General features: G+C 39.2%; 13 protein-coding genes. 3 read left to right on the top strand and 10 right to left on the bottom strand.

Going from position 1 to position 16574, the window contains the following annotated elements; genetic code table 11:
* Window positions 1-23 precede the first annotated feature (23 nt).
* The 4 genes from CDG79_RS20435 to CDG79_RS20420 all read right to left on the bottom strand — a co-directional run bounded on the left by CDG79_RS20435 (window position 24) and on the right by CDG79_RS20420 (window position 3384).
* Window positions 24-1277 (bottom strand): hypothetical protein, encoded by a 1254-nt coding sequence (locus CDG79_RS20435; RefSeq protein WP_094343754.1) that lies wholly within the window; start codon window positions 1275-1277, stop codon window positions 24-26.
* 3 nt (window positions 1278-1280) lie between these two features.
* The gene (locus CDG79_RS20430) at window positions 1281-1853 is read right to left on the bottom strand and encodes a hypothetical protein (RefSeq protein ID WP_189525058.1); all 573 of its coding nucleotides are present in this window, start codon (window positions 1851-1853) and stop codon (window positions 1281-1283) included.
* A gap of 37 nt (window positions 1854-1890) precedes the next feature.
* A complete protein-coding gene (locus tag CDG79_RS20425; protein ID WP_094343752.1) occupies window positions 1891-2340 on the bottom strand; it encodes a hypothetical protein in 450 nt (149 codons plus the stop codon).
* Between the two features lie 186 nt (window positions 2341-2526).
* Window positions 2527-3384: a tyrosine-type recombinase/integrase gene (locus tag CDG79_RS20420; RefSeq protein WP_223278228.1), complete on the bottom strand. Its 858-nt coding sequence runs from the start codon at window positions 3382-3384 to the stop codon at window positions 2527-2529.
* A 692-nt stretch (window positions 3385-4076) separates the two neighbouring features.
* Between CDG79_RS20420 and CDG79_RS20415 the strand changes: the two genes are divergently transcribed.
* The 3 genes from CDG79_RS20415 (at window position 4077) to CDG79_RS20405 (ending at window position 12369) form a co-directional block, all read left to right on the top strand.
* Complete coding sequence (locus CDG79_RS20415) at window positions 4077-7196, top strand: dynamin family protein (protein ID WP_094343751.1); 3120 nt, start codon at window positions 4077-4079, stop codon at window positions 7194-7196.
* Between the two features lie 77 nt (window positions 7197-7273).
* Window positions 7274-10975 (top strand): virulence factor SrfB, encoded by a 3702-nt coding sequence (locus tag CDG79_RS43865; protein WP_094343750.1) that lies wholly within the window; start codon window positions 7274-7276, stop codon window positions 10973-10975.
* A 218-nt stretch (window positions 10976-11193) separates the two neighbouring features.
* Window positions 11194-12369, top strand: a complete 1176-nt coding sequence (locus CDG79_RS20405; protein WP_094343749.1) for a hypothetical protein — start codon at window positions 11194-11196, stop codon at window positions 12367-12369.
* A gap of 244 nt (window positions 12370-12613) precedes the next feature.
* On the opposite strand, the gene CDG79_RS20400 is transcribed toward CDG79_RS20405, so the two are convergent.
* The 6 genes from CDG79_RS20400 to CDG79_RS42500 form a co-directional block, all read right to left on the bottom strand.
* A complete protein-coding gene (locus CDG79_RS20400; protein WP_094343748.1) occupies window positions 12614-14074 on the bottom strand; it encodes a hypothetical protein in 1461 nt (486 codons plus the stop codon).
* Window positions 14071-14640, bottom strand: coding sequence for a hypothetical protein (locus CDG79_RS20395; protein WP_094343747.1), 570 nt, complete (start codon window positions 14638-14640; stop codon window positions 14071-14073). Before CDG79_RS20395 ends, CDG79_RS20400 begins: the two co-directional genes overlap by 4 nt.
* Window positions 14641-14704: 64 nt before the next feature.
* A complete protein-coding gene (locus CDG79_RS20390; RefSeq protein WP_094343746.1) occupies window positions 14705-15358 on the bottom strand; it encodes a hypothetical protein in 654 nt (217 codons plus the stop codon).
* A complete protein-coding gene (locus CDG79_RS41175) occupies window positions 15285-15560 on the bottom strand; it encodes a hypothetical protein (protein ID WP_143855526.1) in 276 nt (91 codons plus the stop codon). The genes CDG79_RS20390 and CDG79_RS41175 overlap by 74 nt, the downstream gene beginning before the upstream one ends.
* Before the next feature lie 46 nt (window positions 15561-15606).
* Window positions 15607-16275, bottom strand: a complete 669-nt coding sequence (locus CDG79_RS20385) for a hypothetical protein (RefSeq protein ID WP_094343745.1) — start codon at window positions 16273-16275, stop codon at window positions 15607-15609.
* 12 nt (window positions 16276-16287) lie between these two features.
* On the bottom strand, window positions 16288-16574 hold a 287-nt coding region (locus CDG79_RS42500), incomplete at its 5' end, for a hypothetical protein (protein WP_189525057.1).

Here is a 16574-nt window from a genome sequence, read left to right as displayed (position 1 = left end):
AACATGAACAGATAAATTAGTAACTATTTATATATATCTTTAGTTATTTGATAATCAACTCGTTTTTGTCTTAACCAATACCTAATACGTTCTGCTGCTTTATTAATATCAGAGACATAAATCGATTTATTACTTGAATTATTATTAAAATTAATTTTTTGCTTTTTATCCTCATCCATTTTGAAATAAACTATTTTTCCATCCATAGTTGTTAGAGATAATAAATCTCTATATTTTCTTTTTTGGTCAGGGTCTTGTTGGTTTAATGAAGACCTCTCCTGGGTTTTCACAGAAACTATACTGTAAAAAAGATATTCACAAGTTTCTTCATCTACACACGCACCTTTAATAAAATTCCAATAGCATTTATAGTAAGAAAGAGAAGTTTCGCATAAAAAGATTACAAAGCACTCATAAATCCCATACCTGTATTTACCATCAAGTCCTTTTTCTTCATAAACATCATTATTATCTATTAATAAGTCGGTGTACCTATTTTTTATTTTTTCCAGTTCTCTATCTGTAATGAGGATGCGACTCTCTGAAAGCTCACGAGAATTAATGCCAATAAAGGAAAGTATCGGGTCTTGGTCTTCTAATTCTATTTTTAACTTGTCTTTACCCAACTGAATCAAATGTAATTTGTCTCTTTCTAACCATTCATCTACTTGTCTTTCTAAATCAGATATATCGTAAATACCAGCATTTCTTATTTGTTCTTCCAATGAATCTATTTCATTTTGAGTTTGCTGGCATAGGTTTTCTAACATAGGAATTTTTTTTTCGCACCAATACCGGATATTTTTTAATTTTTTGTATATATAAATATAAACTATAACTATTAGAATAATGGTAAAAATCAAAAGATTCTTTCTGATGAAAATAGTAAAAATAGCTGTCAAAATTAATAAAATTATAAATAATAATACAAATAGCAAAAACACTAACTGTATCTTATTTTTGCGTATACGTGTTGAAATCGTCTTTTCAATTGTATTTAAAGCCAAGGTAACTTTTAAATTTATAGGTTTTAAATCTATATATATTTCATTTAAAAAACTAGAAAATAATTCTTTTGTTAGAAATGGAGGAATTGGAATTGGGCGTAATAAGAAACGTTCAATATCTAGTATAAGTAGTCTGGCACTGAGTAATTGTTTTTCATAGTAATGTAATTGTTCTTTTAAATTATTTTGTACAACTTCAAGCTGAGGATATGATTCGTTTTCACGATGTTTTTTGAGAAGATCAAAATATATTTTAATTAATAATCTCATAACTCATTTGTCTTCTTCTAGTGCTTGTACAAGTTTAGACATTCTTTCATCATCAAGGTGAATAAGAAGACTCAGTTTTATATTTCTTACTCGAATTTTTTTTCCAGATTCTATTAAATTTTCTAGATATGAATAATAATCAGATTTTGTGAAGTTAGCAAACTCTTTAGAACGAGATTTAGCATTGTTAAGATAGTAATGGCAAAAATTGAAAACTATATCTAAAACTTGGATTTCAAAATCAGTATAGTCATATTTATTCTTATTTCGTAAATTTTGGATTTTTTTTATAACTTGCAAAACTTCTTTACCATAAGCAGAGGGTAACTTTTTTAAAGAACAAGAATCTGATTTTTCAAACATCCATTCTACAAGACTACAGAAACTATCTTTAAAATTATCTAGCTTACTTTGAGAGTTTATGACGAATGTTTCAGCATTTATCGTGTCAACCTTTATTCCAATACCTTCACTATCACGAAGTGTCTGCAAAATTTCTATTTGCACACCAGGTGGTTTGGAAACTTGCTCAATGTTTGCATCACATTCAATACAAAACTTGCTATGTTCAGTCAAATTTTTGTAGCCGCATATAGGACAGTCCATATTTTTATCAACCGATGCTATCTATGTCTGCGCCTATAATTTTCTTACTTTGATTAATATCTTGTTTGACTGTTGCGGTTCCCTTATTCATCTTGTTAGCTTTTAATCCAGTCACATCCTCAGATCCATCCATATTTTGGGCTATTTGTAGCTTGGGATTATTTTGTGGAAAAAATCTGGACAACTGCTCAAATAGTTCTTTATCCTGAGCTAACTTCTCCTGTAGAATGTCCCTCAGAATTGACTCATAGCGTTCTGGTTTCTTCTCAAAGTTTTTTAAGACATTTAAAGCTTCTTGATCTTCCTCACCATTCCATCTCACCTTAAGCCACTCAAAAATAGTTTTAGCTTTTTCATAGGCATCCTGACCTGCGGCACCAGCAAATTCTTCAGCCCCTTTTTTTACAAAAGGCGTTAGAACTGTCATTATGGCAGTGATGAGGCTTATGGGTTCCATAGTTATACTGTAACTGAGTTATAAAAATAATACACTTCAGTAAAGTACTATTTGGGAACAGGGAAAAAACTTTGTGTAAAATTTACATGAATTTTACAGATGGTACTGACTAGGGAAAGACAGCAGGGTTATATCTAACTTTGTCATACCGTATTTAGCCTCAAACCCTAAAAATTTTTCTAAAATTTAAAATGGCTCAGACCATCGCTTAACTAAAACCTCCCCAGAACTTCTATCAGGGCTTACGTGCAGATATTTACTCGTGGTATCCAAACTTGTATGCCCTAAAGTAGCCTGAACCAAATGCACCGGAACACCTTCATCTAATGCGTGGGTAGCATGACTGTGCCTAAACCAGTGCGCTGAAACATTCATGGCATTCTCTAATTCTGCTGCTGCCGCCGCCCTTTTCACCACTCGGTCAATATGGGAAGGGGCCAAGGGTCTACCTGTAGCACTGGCAAACACAGGCGCATCCTTCAACGCTTCAGAGCGCAGTGCCATTAACTCCACCCATAGCGACTGGGGAACGTGAACTCGGCGAGTCCGCCCCCCCTTGCCATAAACATTAATCTGCCCACCGCCGCCGCGAGAAGCAATCGCATCCTTCCACCGCAACCCGCACAACTCAGATACCCGAATCCCAGTTAAATACAGAGTTTTTAAAATTAACCGATTGCGCTTGTCAGTTGTCGCTGCAATCATCGCATCCACATCCGACGGTGTAAGAATACGCTCCACCAAGGTATCTTTCGGCTTGGGCAACTTGAACTGCTTGGGGATAGGACTGCGAGTCAGGGGCGGTTTCTCCAAACTGGTCACATAGGAAAAAAACGCCTTGAGAATGTTGAGATGCTTAACCTTGGTCGTGTCTGCCTCTTGCAGGAAATCTAACCAATCCCGAACATGACGGATCTGGATTAGGGCGATCGCGTCCACCGAGGTAAAAGTTAAGAACTTACGAATGGTATTGTGATACGAAGCCCTTGTTTTACCATGATGCACGTCCAACCATTCTTCTACCAATTCCGTCAGCGTTCTCATACAAGGGGCAGGTGTGTGATGAGTAGAAACCTACTATTACACAACATTATCCCTGGAAAGGTGATTGTTTCGTGAACGACTTCACACACTTTACCCTGGCTTATCAATCGCTCCGCCCACAATCCTGATTCTCTCGTTGATTCATAAGTTTTACTTAATTCCCTTCATCAGGTGGAGGAATGCACCATGAAAGCTGGATGCAATACCAGATTTAGAAGAAATTGATATCAATGACCAAAAAATGATATCAACACTGCCCAGCAGCCCCAGTCCCAGATTTTCACCCCTGCTCAACCATCAACGGCAGTCTGCACCTGTTTTTACCAAACTACAAATCTGCCCATCACACAACATCTTGAAAGGGCTAGTCCTGAGTTGGAAATAAAATTGATGTATAGTTCCAACTCGAAATCTTCTATTTAATTAGGTATTCACAATAAAAGTTTATTTTTATTTTTACAGAGTATAAAAAGCTATCAAATATGTAGCTGAAATGGTAAGATTTTCTGGAATCAGCTTCTGTGCATTTGTAAGTTTGTATATACACTACATAGACTAGTCGTTGTGCACATTAACCCCACCCCCAACCCCCTCCCCGCAAGCGAGGAGGGGGCTATGATATACCTCATGTGATTAGGAAACGCTATATCTACCAGAAAATTTGCAACTAAACAACATAGGAAATTTATAAGATGTTAGTAGAAACACTCGCCGCCATTGCATTAGATATAGCTCCATATGTACTTAAAGAATTAGCATCAATTGGGTTAGAAAAATTCAAAGAAAAAATCCTAAATCCTACAGGAGATAATCCTACCCCAAAAGTAGAAATTAAAGACACGGAAATCACAGCAAAAATCGAAGAAACATTATTAAAGCGAGATGATATTGATGACATTAAAAATAATAATGAAGAAATGACACAGCTCATTTACAAGGTATTGGATGAGGTTAAAACCCTATCTAAAAAAGACCCTGATTTAGAAGTAGCATCTGATAAGATAATAATTTCCCCACTACAGTCGGGAGAAGATAAAGAGTTAGATTCAACTAATCTGAAAGCTTGGCTAGAGAGAATTGAGAAAAGATTGGATGATATTGCACCTATAAGACCCACAAAACTCACAACACATCCATCAGAAAGCCCACAGACTCCTAAACCCGAACATTCAGGTACTCAGAATAAAAACCCTGGTTCGGCAGTTGAGCCACTAAAGTCGAAAGATACCGAATCCTCAACGTTAGATACGTTGAATAAACTTCACAAATACAAAGAGTATGGCGAGTCTATACTCCGAGGACTAAAATCCTTGAAACCATACCAGTCCTCAGCAAATGAAATCTTAGACAACCGCCAACTTCAAGACTGTCTCAAAAGCCTCAAAGATACCGCTAACAAAACCGTAGAACTTGCATCCTCCCCAGTGAAAATCGCCATCATGGGAGAATTCAGTAGTGGTAAAACCCTACTAATTGGTAGTCTAATTGGCTTTGCTGATGCCTTACCAATCAGTGAAATTCCTACAACAGGCAACGTCACAGCCATCCACTTAGTTCAGCAAGATGATTTCAAAACCACGCAATTTGATGACTTTACGGTCGAGTATCTTTCTCAGTCAGAGGTTCAAGAATGCCTGAAGTTTATGTTAAAAGAAGCAGAAAAACGGGCACAAGCACCAGAACTGACTGCTTTCCCCCAATTGACCTCAAAAACATTGAATCAGGATACCTTAAATAGTTACGAGAAATGGTGTGAGTCAGCATGGAATCAAAGTAAAAACCCAAAACTACGTTCTCTGCTGCGAGAGTTAATCGTTTTTATTCGTGCTTATGTTAACTATGGGGCAGATTTGTGTAATCAAAGTCTCAAAATAACTCAGACAACTGCTAGTGAGGGTTTAAAACTCACGAGTACATCGTCTGTAAGTCCAGAAGTAAAATTTGAAGATATACCTTCACTTGCCAAGGTATCTGTGAATAAAAACCGACCCTCAGCAGAGTTATTGAAAAACAGCTTTTCACTGATCCGACGCGTAAATATTCATGTCAAAATATCCAAAGAAATTTGGAATCTCGGAATAACACAAGATACTGCAAAGTTTATTTTACTAGATTTTCCTGGTTTGGGAGCGGCGGAATCGGGAGTCAGAGATACTTTTGTGTCACTGCGAGAATTAGCAGAAGTACAGACGATTCTCATCTTACTTAACGGGAGTAGACCCGGAGGCGATAGTGCCCATGAAATATTCAGTATGATTCAGCAAGAAAGACCAGGGAAAGACCTCAAAGATTTTATTCTCGTGGGAGTAGGTCGATTTAATCAGATCTCCATAGAACAACAAAAATTTGACAAACTGATTAATTCTGCTACCAAAAATCCCTTAACAGAAACATCTGTTTTAAAAGAATTTAGCACCCTCGAAACTATCATTAACCAAGCCTCAGCATTGACAAGCCAAAAAGACCGCATCGTTTTATTAGATCAACTGATAAGTTTGGCAGATTTAGCAAAAGTTTCCAGTGCAGTGAAAGTAGGCTCTCCAGAGTTCTTAGGTAAATTGGAAGAGCCAAATAATATCTCTCTACAACAGTCTGAGCAGATGCGTGAAAAGTCGCAAAGCTTAAGCAAGAGTCTTTTAGCAACAGACCCACAGAGTTCTCTTTGTAAACAGCTTGGTTACTTTGCACAAGACGGCGGTATCGGCAAATTAAGAGAGTTGATCCTCAACCACGTAGCTGCTCACAGTTTGAAGCAATTATATGAAGATACTCGCAAGGATGCCGATAAATTACGTCAACAACAAGACACCCTCAAACAGATACTATCAAACTTAGGTATAAACCCAGAAGAAAGTTCAAATTTGAAACAATTGCGCGACGCTATTGAGAAAATATATAGAACCTACGATGGCTTCAAAGATAAATTAGGAAAACAGCCACTTGAAGACGCAAAAGGAGTTAGCATCAGCGATGTCATCAGAGATGAAGTAATTTATAGAATACTCGAATGGAAAGAGTGGAAATTACTGTTCAACAGAGCGCAAAATGGCATAATCGCACTACCATTAAAATCTAACAGCGTAATTCCGAAAAGAGAGTCTGCCATCCCTACGAAGAGCGACGACTTTTTAGACGTATTTGAAAAGACTGTTAAGGAGCTAAAAGTTTTTGCTGATGGTTGCATCCAAAAAGCAGTTAATAACTTATTACAAAATTTATCCAATCAATTAAGTCCAGAAATTGAGCAATTAAAGGCAAAACTCTCTGAAGAAAAGGAAACAGAAATTCGGGACAAATTTGCTAATGAACAGGCTGAGATATTTTCTGTGGTGTATCAACTTTACAACCCTGAACAATGGGAAAAATATATCAGGACAGAAACCTCTCCAGAAGAGAAATCTATTGAAACTAGAACTGTATTTCCTCTAGCACATAAAGACCAAAAACACGATAGTGGTCAAATTTTTGATTGGGCATCAGAATATAGCAAATCAGAATACACCAAAGTTAATTCCCAACAAATCTCCAATCAACTTCTGCTCGTGCAACGGCTGCGGGATGAGATAACTGCTAGCATAAGCCTACACATAATAGAGTATGTAAGCCAAATCAATAAAAAACTTGAAAAGGTAATTTTAGAGATACTCAATAATTTGACTCCTGAACTAGATATACTGCTAAGAGAAGAGGCATTGCTCAGATACATTGCAGGTGAAAAACAGGAAATTCATGAAGCTGATACTGTCCCGCCTATTCTCTCACAAATAGCCTCAATTCCTAGTCATGAAACTTCAATTTTAGGAAATGGATAATAGTTAGTGATTAACAACCACAACTTCTAAATTTCCAACTCTTAAAAATTTTACTCTGGATGTGAGGAAAATAGAAAATGCCTGTTAAAATCGAGCTTTTCTCTGACTTCCAGCTAAAAACGGAAGATCGTAACCCTCTTGTTTTACTGCTACCAATAATTGAAGTTGCTCGCAATGGGAACAATATACCTTACATTTATCGCATCATCCATTCTGTTGAGGGAACACCAAAAGAACTAGCAGCCGAGATTAAAAAAGCTTACAAAGACTTTGAAGCGAAAGAACTAAAACCTCTAAAATATACAATTCGATTGGAACAAGGGTCTTGTACGCTCAATCAACCTTTAATACAGCCAGTCAATTGTACTTTGCAGCTTGTAGTCGAGTATTTTGATTCTGACGCTACTGGTAATGTACTGCTATCTCAACCAAAGCGTATTGAGAAAAAGTGCTATCTTCGTTCAGATTTGTTCTTAGGCTTGAAAGCGAAACTATCTGCTTTGGAGCAGCAAATATTAGCACTCAAACCTCTATTAAATCCATCCTCGCATCAATCCACACAACCAGAAAGACCTGCAATAGATTCTGACTTGCTGGCGAAACTATCCGCCGTGGAGCAGCAAATATTAGCACTCAAACCATTAACAAAACCAAACGGAAAGCCAATGAATACTGACGAATTAACGCCAAGCAATAGCAATGGAAACCAAAAATCATATCCTGGTTGGTTAGCTATAGACTTTGGCACATCTAACTCCACTGTGACACTCTATGATCCTACTGAAGTACCAATTCCAGAACTCCTGCCCAAAGAACAACAGACGCGCTTGTTCAAACGTTTAGCAGAGTGGTTGGATCGCTCTCTAACTGTTGCTTTACCGGGTGTCAATGCTAACGAGTGGGAAAAGTTTGTTGATGACATTAGCAAAAACTTAGGAACAGATCCAAATCTCTTACATGAAGTTTTTCAAGGAGGTGAGAACCCACAGCGATGTTTAGAAGCTATTCGCCAAATTGAACTCTGTTTAGGCAAAAGTGAGCAGTTTCGTAAAGCTGTCAGCAAAAAACTTTACCAGATATATCATGAAGTATTCCGTGTTCCAACCCTAGAATCTCAAAATCTGATTCCGGTTCTTCTGGATCTTGACAAGCGCAATATAGAAATTTCTAGTGAATTGGAAATTACAAGTCTGTCTCCTCTAGAAGTGAAAATGGGTGGAGAAGTAAAGCTGAACAAAAACAACGCGATCGCTCAAAACACAAGCAATTCCTCAGAAGAAATTATCAGCAGATTTCATCACTCACCCAAACGCTACTTTGGTCAGAAAAAACAAGATTCCGAACCAGATTCAAAACCAGATTCCGAACGAGAATTCTTAGTGACTATAGATGAAAAACAAGAAAAAATTAAAGTCAACCAGTTGATCCAAGCTGCTTGGGGGCACTTAATTAAGTTAACCGATAACTACCGCAAAGATCCAAGTCGTAGCTTTTCTACAGGAAAGTTTGACATGGCGGTAGTAACTTACCCAACGATAGCAACACCACTTGTTCGCAAGCAGGTGAAGCAGCTTGTAGAAGACCTTGGTATTAATAATGTGCAAACCGCTTATGACGAAGCTGTGGCTGTGGTCATGTTTTTTCTCTGGCGAGAATTTGGTGGGTATTTAAATATCGGTATCGAGTCTTTTAAAACGCGTTGTCGCCGAGAAGGTCACAATTGGTCACAAAACGTCCTCGTCTTGGATATTGGTGGCGGAACAACTGACTTAGCCTTGATTAAATTGACTTTAGAAGATATCACTCCCTCATTTAAGGATAAGAAAGACCGGGGTCTTGGGGGACGATATTATCAAATTACTCCTAAACTGTTAGGCTCTTCCGGTCATTTACAATTAGGTGGGGAATTAATTACTCTGCGAATGTTTCGATTGCTGAAAGTGGCAATAGTTGACTGTCTGCTGACAGCTATAATAACAGGTGATTTGCAAAGTAACAAACTCAAAGATTTAATTCCTAATCTCAACGAGCGCTTTCTCGAAAAAGATGAATACAAGCAAGGCTCACTTTTAAAATGTATAGATAAACAATACCCAGAACGTGAAGCTGCTGCTTACAAAGATGCTCTAGATACAGCAGAGCAAGTGTTACCCACCCGTTGGCAAGGTGCGCCCCAACGCTTGCAAACCTTTTATACCCTTTGGGATCATGCAGAAGCTGCCAAACGAAAACTTGGAAAAAAGTTACCAGAAACCTTTACTCTCTCTGAGCAGCAAATTTCTGAACTACTAAGCCAAACTGGAATTGACTATATCCAAAAGGAACAAAACTTTAATAACTTTTCCATCACCCTCAACACCGAGCAATTTGAACGGGCGGCATTTTCAGTGATTAAAGAAGCGATTGGCATTGCTAAGGGATTGATGGAAAGTCGTTTGAAGAGCCAAAATGATAACCAAGAAAATTCTGATTCAGAAACAGAAGATGATAACCAAGAAAATTCTGATTCAGAAACAGAAGATGATAACCAAGAAAATTCTGATTCAGAAACAGAAGATGATAACCAAGAAAATTCTGATTCAGAAACAGAAAAAGTTGATTTGTTGATTCTGTCTGGCAAAACTTGCAATTTCGACATGGTTCAACGGGAAATCTACCAAGAATTTAGCCAGTCCGATTACTTCGTGTGGAATCCAGAGCGTATTATCTTTGATCCAGAATTTACCAAGCTGGCTACCTCTGCTGGAGCTTGTTATGCTGAAAAAATGAGACAACTGGAATTCAACCCGGAAGAAGCTAAACCATTGCTGCGTAGGGGAGCCAATCAGCTGAATATTGATGTTCAAAACTTGTTTTATTATCTGCCTTGTAACTTTAAACGGACAACCCAAACTGATGCATTATTGGAGATATTTAAAGCCGGACAAGAACTTTATCAACTATCTCCCACTGATACGGTAGGAAAGCTTCGCACTGATGATTGGGTAGGCATACAATTGAGCAACATTATTTACCGTCAAGACTACGAGGGTGGGCAATTACAACTTTGGGGTAGCTTCAATGGTAACAATCTCTGGAATGAACTCAAGAAATCAGATACTCAAATGCACTCAGATAAATTCTTTCGAGAAGTAATCAAAATTCAGTTTGAAATTGATTCTACGCTGGATATCCGCATTCTAATTTGTCGAAAAGAACCTCATTATTTAATTGACGATCACGATGCAAATGGCATTGATGTCACACAAGTAACAACAGCAACTAACGCAACTACTGAAATACCAGCATTATTTTCTTCAGAAAATTTGAATCATGGAGATATTGCTGTCCATGTGTCAGAGTCAAACGCTGTGGATCGACCAAATGATTATCATCTAGTCTTTGCAGCTAGCAAGGATAATAAGTTCAAAAATTTCCGCTATAGCAGCGACAACAAGCAACCGCCAGTCAAGGGGTTAATCAGTAAACCTTTACCTGATTTTCTCAAAAGTGGCAAACACACGTTTTATATCCGTAACATAGATTCTCAAACAAACGAGCAAAAATGGCTGAGAATTGGTGAACTCAAGAAACCAGATGTGACTCCAGAATTTCCTTGCCAATATCGCGTTAGTCTCGATGAAAAAGGTATTCTTCGATTGCACGTTGGTGAAGTTCCCTATTGGGAATCGGACAATCAAGAATGCCTATTAGAAGAAGGATGTGTTTTTCGCACTGAATTGGATTTGCAACCTAATAATGTTGATAAAGACCGCGACCCGTTTTGCGGTATACATTAGAGGATGGTTGTAAATTATCCATTTACACTAGCTTTGGCGATTGGAAGCGGCTACACGAAACTTTACCCGTCTGCGCGGGTTTAAAACCTTTAATTTTTTGTTAGTCCGCGCAGGTAAACTTCGTATTTGTGGTAACGAATTCTATTCGCCCAACAAGGGGCTTAAGCCCCTTGTTTTAAAACATCCTCTTCACCAAGGTCAAACTGGAGGTGACATTTATGAAGCACTTACGCGAGCTTTTGGCAGCAGATAATTCTGTGATAGCTCAGTTTTTACGGTCTAGTTTGCACGGGCTAGAAGCTTCTTTAAAGAAGACTCAGGAACAATTTCCACAAGACCCTGGAGCCGATATATGCGATGAAGTGTTGGAAGAAATCCAAAGTCTTTTGCAACCATCTTCTGTTGATAACGCTACGAACCAAAGTCAGAACACAGTTGCAACCACAAAAGAATATTCTGATTTGGAAGATACTCAGCAAATCAAATCTGATGAGTTAAAATTAACCTCTCTTCGGGATGCTTTTAATCCTGGCAAAGACAAAGACCTCATTAAATATCTAGGAGATTTCCAACTTCAGAGCCAGGCAGATTCAGAGTTGTGGGAAGAAATTCAACATAAAATATTACGGCTTCCAAAGGAAATAGCTAACACTTGGAAAAAACGTGTTTTAGAACTAGCTCAACAAGCTGAAGCTGAAGAGGATATATCAAATAATCTACAACTTCGTTTCAAAGGAAATGAAGAGATTTACCCTGGACTTAAAGGAAGCATCCAGGCTCAGGGCTTATCGTTATCTGAAAATGCATCCTTAGATTTGCAAGTTTTACAAGAAAATAGATATGAGCATTTGTCTGAGGATGTGAAGTTACTAGCTTGTCTAGTATCTATTTGTATATCTTTTGTTGATAGAGAACGAGATTTGCACCATGCTTTAGAAACTGTATTTAAGTTTAATATCATGCCTTTGGTTTCAAATCCAGAACAGCGCAAAAAGTATATTGAAGCTCTCAAAGAACGCTTTCAACGTACACTAAGAGCTGAGGAAAGTGGAGATTCACTAACGGTTTTAAAAGCTTGGATAAATATAGATGAGGCTATAAACTCTCTGGTGTTCGTACCACCTGCTGATTCTGATTCATGGTGGGGCGAATTCAAGAAACAATCACGACGCATACTTGTTAGGAAAGTTAAAAAAGCAAAAGAAGAAGATCATGATGTGCGAATTCAAGAATTATCAGGGATGTATGCTGATATTCACAATTTATCTTCGGGTTATGACTTGCCATTGAAGGTTGGGGGTATTCCAGGCGAGGTACAGGCTTGTCTGCGAGTATATGCTCGAATTAACGGAGAAAAGTTTCCGGGAAGAGTTATATATCGCTCATCAAAATAGGCATGATTGAAAACTTTGGAACCTAAACATGGTCTGTATGAATAAAGAAATACATAAAGTGACTGGCAATACCCACTTTTAACTCGGAATCAGGTTTGGGGAAAAGGGTACTGGGTTTGGGTTAAAGGTTTTTTCTTTACCCTTACCCCTGCCCCTTATCCCCAGAGGGGCCCCTTTTCCCCAAAAACCGAGAAGTATTGCCTACATATAGTAGATTACTCTTATCAAAAAGCTGGTAATAAATTTACGCATCAAAATCAATCGGCTTACCGTTGAAATGGTTGTAAATATCCTCTGGGTTGAACCAGCTTGGCAGTGTACGCTCTGCATCCAGATATTCCTCGCCATTGTCATCAAGCAAACCGCGAACAATCTTGACTCTAGACAGTGGGGTTTTACCGTTAGCTGAGAATTTTTGAATAAGGATTGTACCCGCCTCCCTCATTGCTTGTGTCCCTTCGGGATAGCTTGAATTCGTGTCATTGTGGGTGATACCAGTAACATTAACTTTTGCTTTCCTGGTGTCTGTCAGATGTAGTTTATAAAACTTTTCTGCGGGTTCACCAATCAATGATTTCAGATTGGTGTACTCATCAATAAGCACTTGTTCAGGCGTGATAGTCGCGGGTTGCTCTAAGTCATTCTTCCCTTTAATTCTTAATAGCCAATGTTCACACAGACCATCAAGCGCAGTACCTATCTCTAACTCGGACTCTGCAATATTTTGAGTATCAAGATATCGCCATGCTTTAGAGTTATCCCCAGTGGCGTGGCGGTCAATTAAGTAGTAGATGGGAATCCCTAAGCAATGCTTTCTAACAAGAGCTATAGCCGCGCTCGTATAAGTTTTACCTGACCCCTGGCGACCGATTAACCACAGTGGTGTTAAGTTGTCGATAATCTTCCACAACCAGCCATCCTCATGAGCTTTGAGCGCTTCTATCAGTTGGTTTGCTCGTTGTTGATCAACTGATTGCTGATTGTCAGTGTCTGCGATCGCGCTCTTGGTTTTGCCCTCAATCTTGCCGCGTTCCTGGTCGGCTTTCGCCCTGTCTCGAAGGTTCTCAGAGATGGTTTTATCCATCACAGAATGATTAACAGCACGGGCTTTCATAAAATCCTCTAGCTGAATTCGAGCCTTAGCACGTTCGTTATCCTCATCGGTTAGCCCCAATTCTTTACGAGAATGAACGTCTAGGTCAGTTAATCCATCTTTTAAGCGTTCAGTATAAAGCTGGGTCGAATGCTGCTTAATCTCACGTTTGTACTTATTATGCTGCCAAGTTGCATAGTCGCCAGTCTTTTCGAGTTCGCCCAGTTCATAATCCGTGCGCTTGAGGCGTTGCGAACGCACAAGCAAACAACCCACGACACCCCATAGCCCAATAACTGCAATCCCATATCCTAACAACTGATTAGGGTTGTCTGTGGGCAAATCACGCACCCATTGAATAGCATCGCCCTTGTAGGGAATGATGCTGCCATACAATCCGTAGCGCTGCCATTCTTCAGTGAGGACAAAACGCGGCTGGTTGCAAAAACGCTTATCCAAAGCTATTTGACTGTGTACACCATTCGCTGACCTTGGACAAAATTGAATTTGTGTCAGGTCGTAGGGCTGACGTGTTTGCGATGTTGCTAGCCCGATGATTGCGGCTACACCACACACACCAGCCAGCGCTAACTCGAAAACACCTTGTTTCATTCCCGCCCCTTAAAAATAATTGCAATAGAGCCAATGAATAAAGCCAACGCGACTGCAATACTTAGCCAAGGGTCTGATTGTGGATTCTGTTTTTCAATGGTTTGAATATCTTGGCTAATCTGCGTGACTGTTTCTTTAGTCAAATTCTCAAAATATTGATGGTCTTTGACTGCTAACCAAGTTGTGATACCTGCAAACACCAAGCCACCAGCAGTTTTTAAAACATTTTGCATATTATCTACCTCTAGTCCGTCACTGTTGTAATTAACTCTCAAGCCCGTCAGCCCAGCGAGAGAGCCAACGCTGCATATAGAAAATGAGAGCGAAATTGCCAGCCAGAGATTAACGCCACCACCAGTTATTAAGAGATATTTAGCTATAAAGAATCCCGTAGAATTTAGCGACCAACCGACAAAGAATCTCGTCAATTTTTCAGTTGTATTGATAACATCTTTCCGGTGCTGCTTGCGCGACTCTAAATGTGATATCAAGTCTTTTGGTAACGGCGTATCTGGGGCAAATTCGCTTACTACTTCTTCTTGCTCATCTTCAATGTCGTATGTCATATCTGTATCAGATTATTTCTCGAACCCGTCAGCAAACGGCTAAAGTTACTGACGGGTTTAGTTATTAGAAGCCTAATAGGGCATCCTTGATTTTTTGTACAATTGAGCGCCCTGCATATTGCTTTTTCGGTTTAAAGTCATCACGAGCGTTATCACCCATTTCTAAGTAATACTTGCCCAGTTCTCTATCGTGTTGTAGGTCAATTGTTTGTTGTCTAATGTCTGTCTGCAATTCTGTCTGCAACATTTTATATTCGCCATCAACTTGCATCATGTGTTTATCCACCCATGCTTTCAGCAATAGATGGTCTGTTGCTTGTTGATGGCGCAGCGCTTCTTTCTCCTTGGATGAAGTGAAATCAAGCTTCATTTCTTCTAGGATATTTGCTAGATGAGTGTCAGCTAAAATTGCTGACTGCACTGCTCTTTCAATCTTCTCGCCGCTAACACCAGCTTGTTTGTAGATGTCACTCAGGACTACGTTTAAGTCCTCAGTCCCTTTGATAGCAGCTAACATCTGCTCTCTAACCTGTGGGGCAAATTCACTAATCTTTGCCCCGTCATTACCCATTTGCCCTATTAGCTTCAGGGCTGATTTATCACCTGTTAGCGCTCTAACTACTAAGTTAGTAGATGCGTTAAATTTAGTTTTTAATTGGCGCTCTAAGTGGCGTGATTTGGAAGTTACCAGATTCTTTAGCTTGATTGAATTTTTCACAGCGATATTCCTTCTCTGGGGTAAAGATTTGATTGCAGTGATACTCCATTCGCCTTACATATTGCTCAATAGCTGACTTTCGTTTGAGATATTGCTGATAGCTTGATTGCTCTAGCATTGGCAGATATACCCAGCTATACAAGGGTAAAATCACAGCAGCGAGTGCAGTTAAACTAACAGCAATTCTTGAGAAGTAGCTCATTCTACAAGAGCGAATTACCAAGCACTCTAAAAGCGTCAATTTATCACTATTGAGCGGCGTTGAGCCTTGCGAGGATTGAGAATTGGGTGCTTTTAATGTTTTGGCGGATGACTCCCATATCCGCTTTCATGTCTCCTGAGAAGTTGTTAACCTTTTCGTTTAATCTAGAAGCCCTGTTGCTGACGTGTTCTCGCAAGTCTTGGGCGTTAGTTTCAAATGATTGCTCAATGACATCAAATTTCTGATCAACGTAGTTCTTGATTGCAGCCGTTACAGTACTGATGAATTGGCTGTAGTCGGTAAAGGTGTCGTCAACCTCGGATGCAATGCTCAATGTTTCTTGTTCAGTTAACTCAAACCCCAGCGCCGATGATTGGGCTGTTACAATCTGATGCTTATCTGAGCTAGTTACAGTAATGCTGTTAATCTCTCTTGAAGCGATTGTAAGCTGACTCTTATCAAGTTCCGGGTCAAGCTGTGCATTTTCTGACCCTACTAGAAAGGTTTCTTCAACGGGTTCATCAACTACAGATAATTGGCTTGTCGATTTAACTTTGAGATAGTCAACGGCTTGGCTCAATTGGTCTTTGGTGGGATTGTCAAGGTCATCGCACTCGACAGCGTTCGCAGCCAAAGTGTAATCATCTTTAGTGAATCCTTGATAACCCTGTTTGTACAAACGAGCGCGGACGTTGTTAGTAAACTTGTCAGACATGGTAATTGCTCCTTATAGGGCTAGTGTTAAAACTTCGATGGTTGCGGATTTCACGGGTTGCGCTCGTCTGTTGATTGCCCATTTAGCAGCAACAAACGCAACAAGGGCTAAATCCTTGCTCTGATATGAGTGAAGGGCGTTATAACTTAGATTTGCTTGGCTAAACCAGTAATAACGAGTGCTGCGTGGTACATCGTCAAGATTGATTTTTAGATAGTCTGCCAGCGCGACTAGGAATTGCTGACCTGTGTATTGAACTTCTTCGGCATCATAGAAGTGTTTAAAGGCTTGCCAGCGTT

The sequence above is a fragment of the Nostoc sp. 'Peltigera membranacea cyanobiont' 232 genome (assembly GCF_002245985.1).
Classification (GTDB): domain Bacteria; phylum Cyanobacteriota; class Cyanobacteriia; order Cyanobacteriales; family Nostocaceae; genus Nostoc.
Note: the sequence above shows the minus strand (reverse complement) of the source record. Positions and strands in the feature narration are given on the sequence as shown.

Bases quoted from the DNA above. Each gene is read 5' to 3' on its own strand.
- CDG79_RS20435 (WP_094343754.1), bottom strand. From the start codon at position 1,277: ATGAGATTATTAATTAAAATATATTTTGATCTTCTCAAAAAACATCGT.
- CDG79_RS20425 (WP_094343752.1), bottom strand. From the start codon at position 2,340: ATGGAACCCATAAGCCTCATCACTGCCATAATGACAGTTCTAACGCCT.
- CDG79_RS20420 (WP_223278228.1), bottom strand. From the start codon at position 3,384: ATGAGAACGCTGACGGAATTGGTAGAAGAATGGTTGGACGTGCATCAT.
- CDG79_RS20415 (WP_094343751.1), top strand. From the start codon at position 4,077: ATGTTAGTAGAAACACTCGCCGCCATTGCATTAGATATAGCTCCATAT.
- CDG79_RS43865 (WP_094343750.1), top strand. From the start codon at position 7,274: ATGCCTGTTAAAATCGAGCTTTTCTCTGACTTCCAGCTAAAAACGGAA.
- CDG79_RS20405 (WP_094343749.1), top strand. From the start codon at position 11,194: ATGAAGCACTTACGCGAGCTTTTGGCAGCAGATAATTCTGTGATAGCT.
- CDG79_RS20400 (WP_094343748.1), bottom strand. From the start codon at position 14,074: ATGAAACAAGGTGTTTTCGAGTTAGCGCTGGCTGGTGTGTGTGGTGTA.
- CDG79_RS20395 (WP_094343747.1), bottom strand. From the start codon at position 14,640: ATGACATACGACATTGAAGATGAGCAAGAAGAAGTAGTAAGCGAATTT.
- CDG79_RS41175 (WP_143855526.1), bottom strand. From the start codon at position 15,560: ATGAGCTACTTCTCAAGAATTGCTGTTAGTTTAACTGCACTCGCTGCT.
- CDG79_RS20385 (WP_094343745.1), bottom strand. From the start codon at position 16,275: ATGTCTGACAAGTTTACTAACAACGTCCGCGCTCGTTTGTACAAACAG.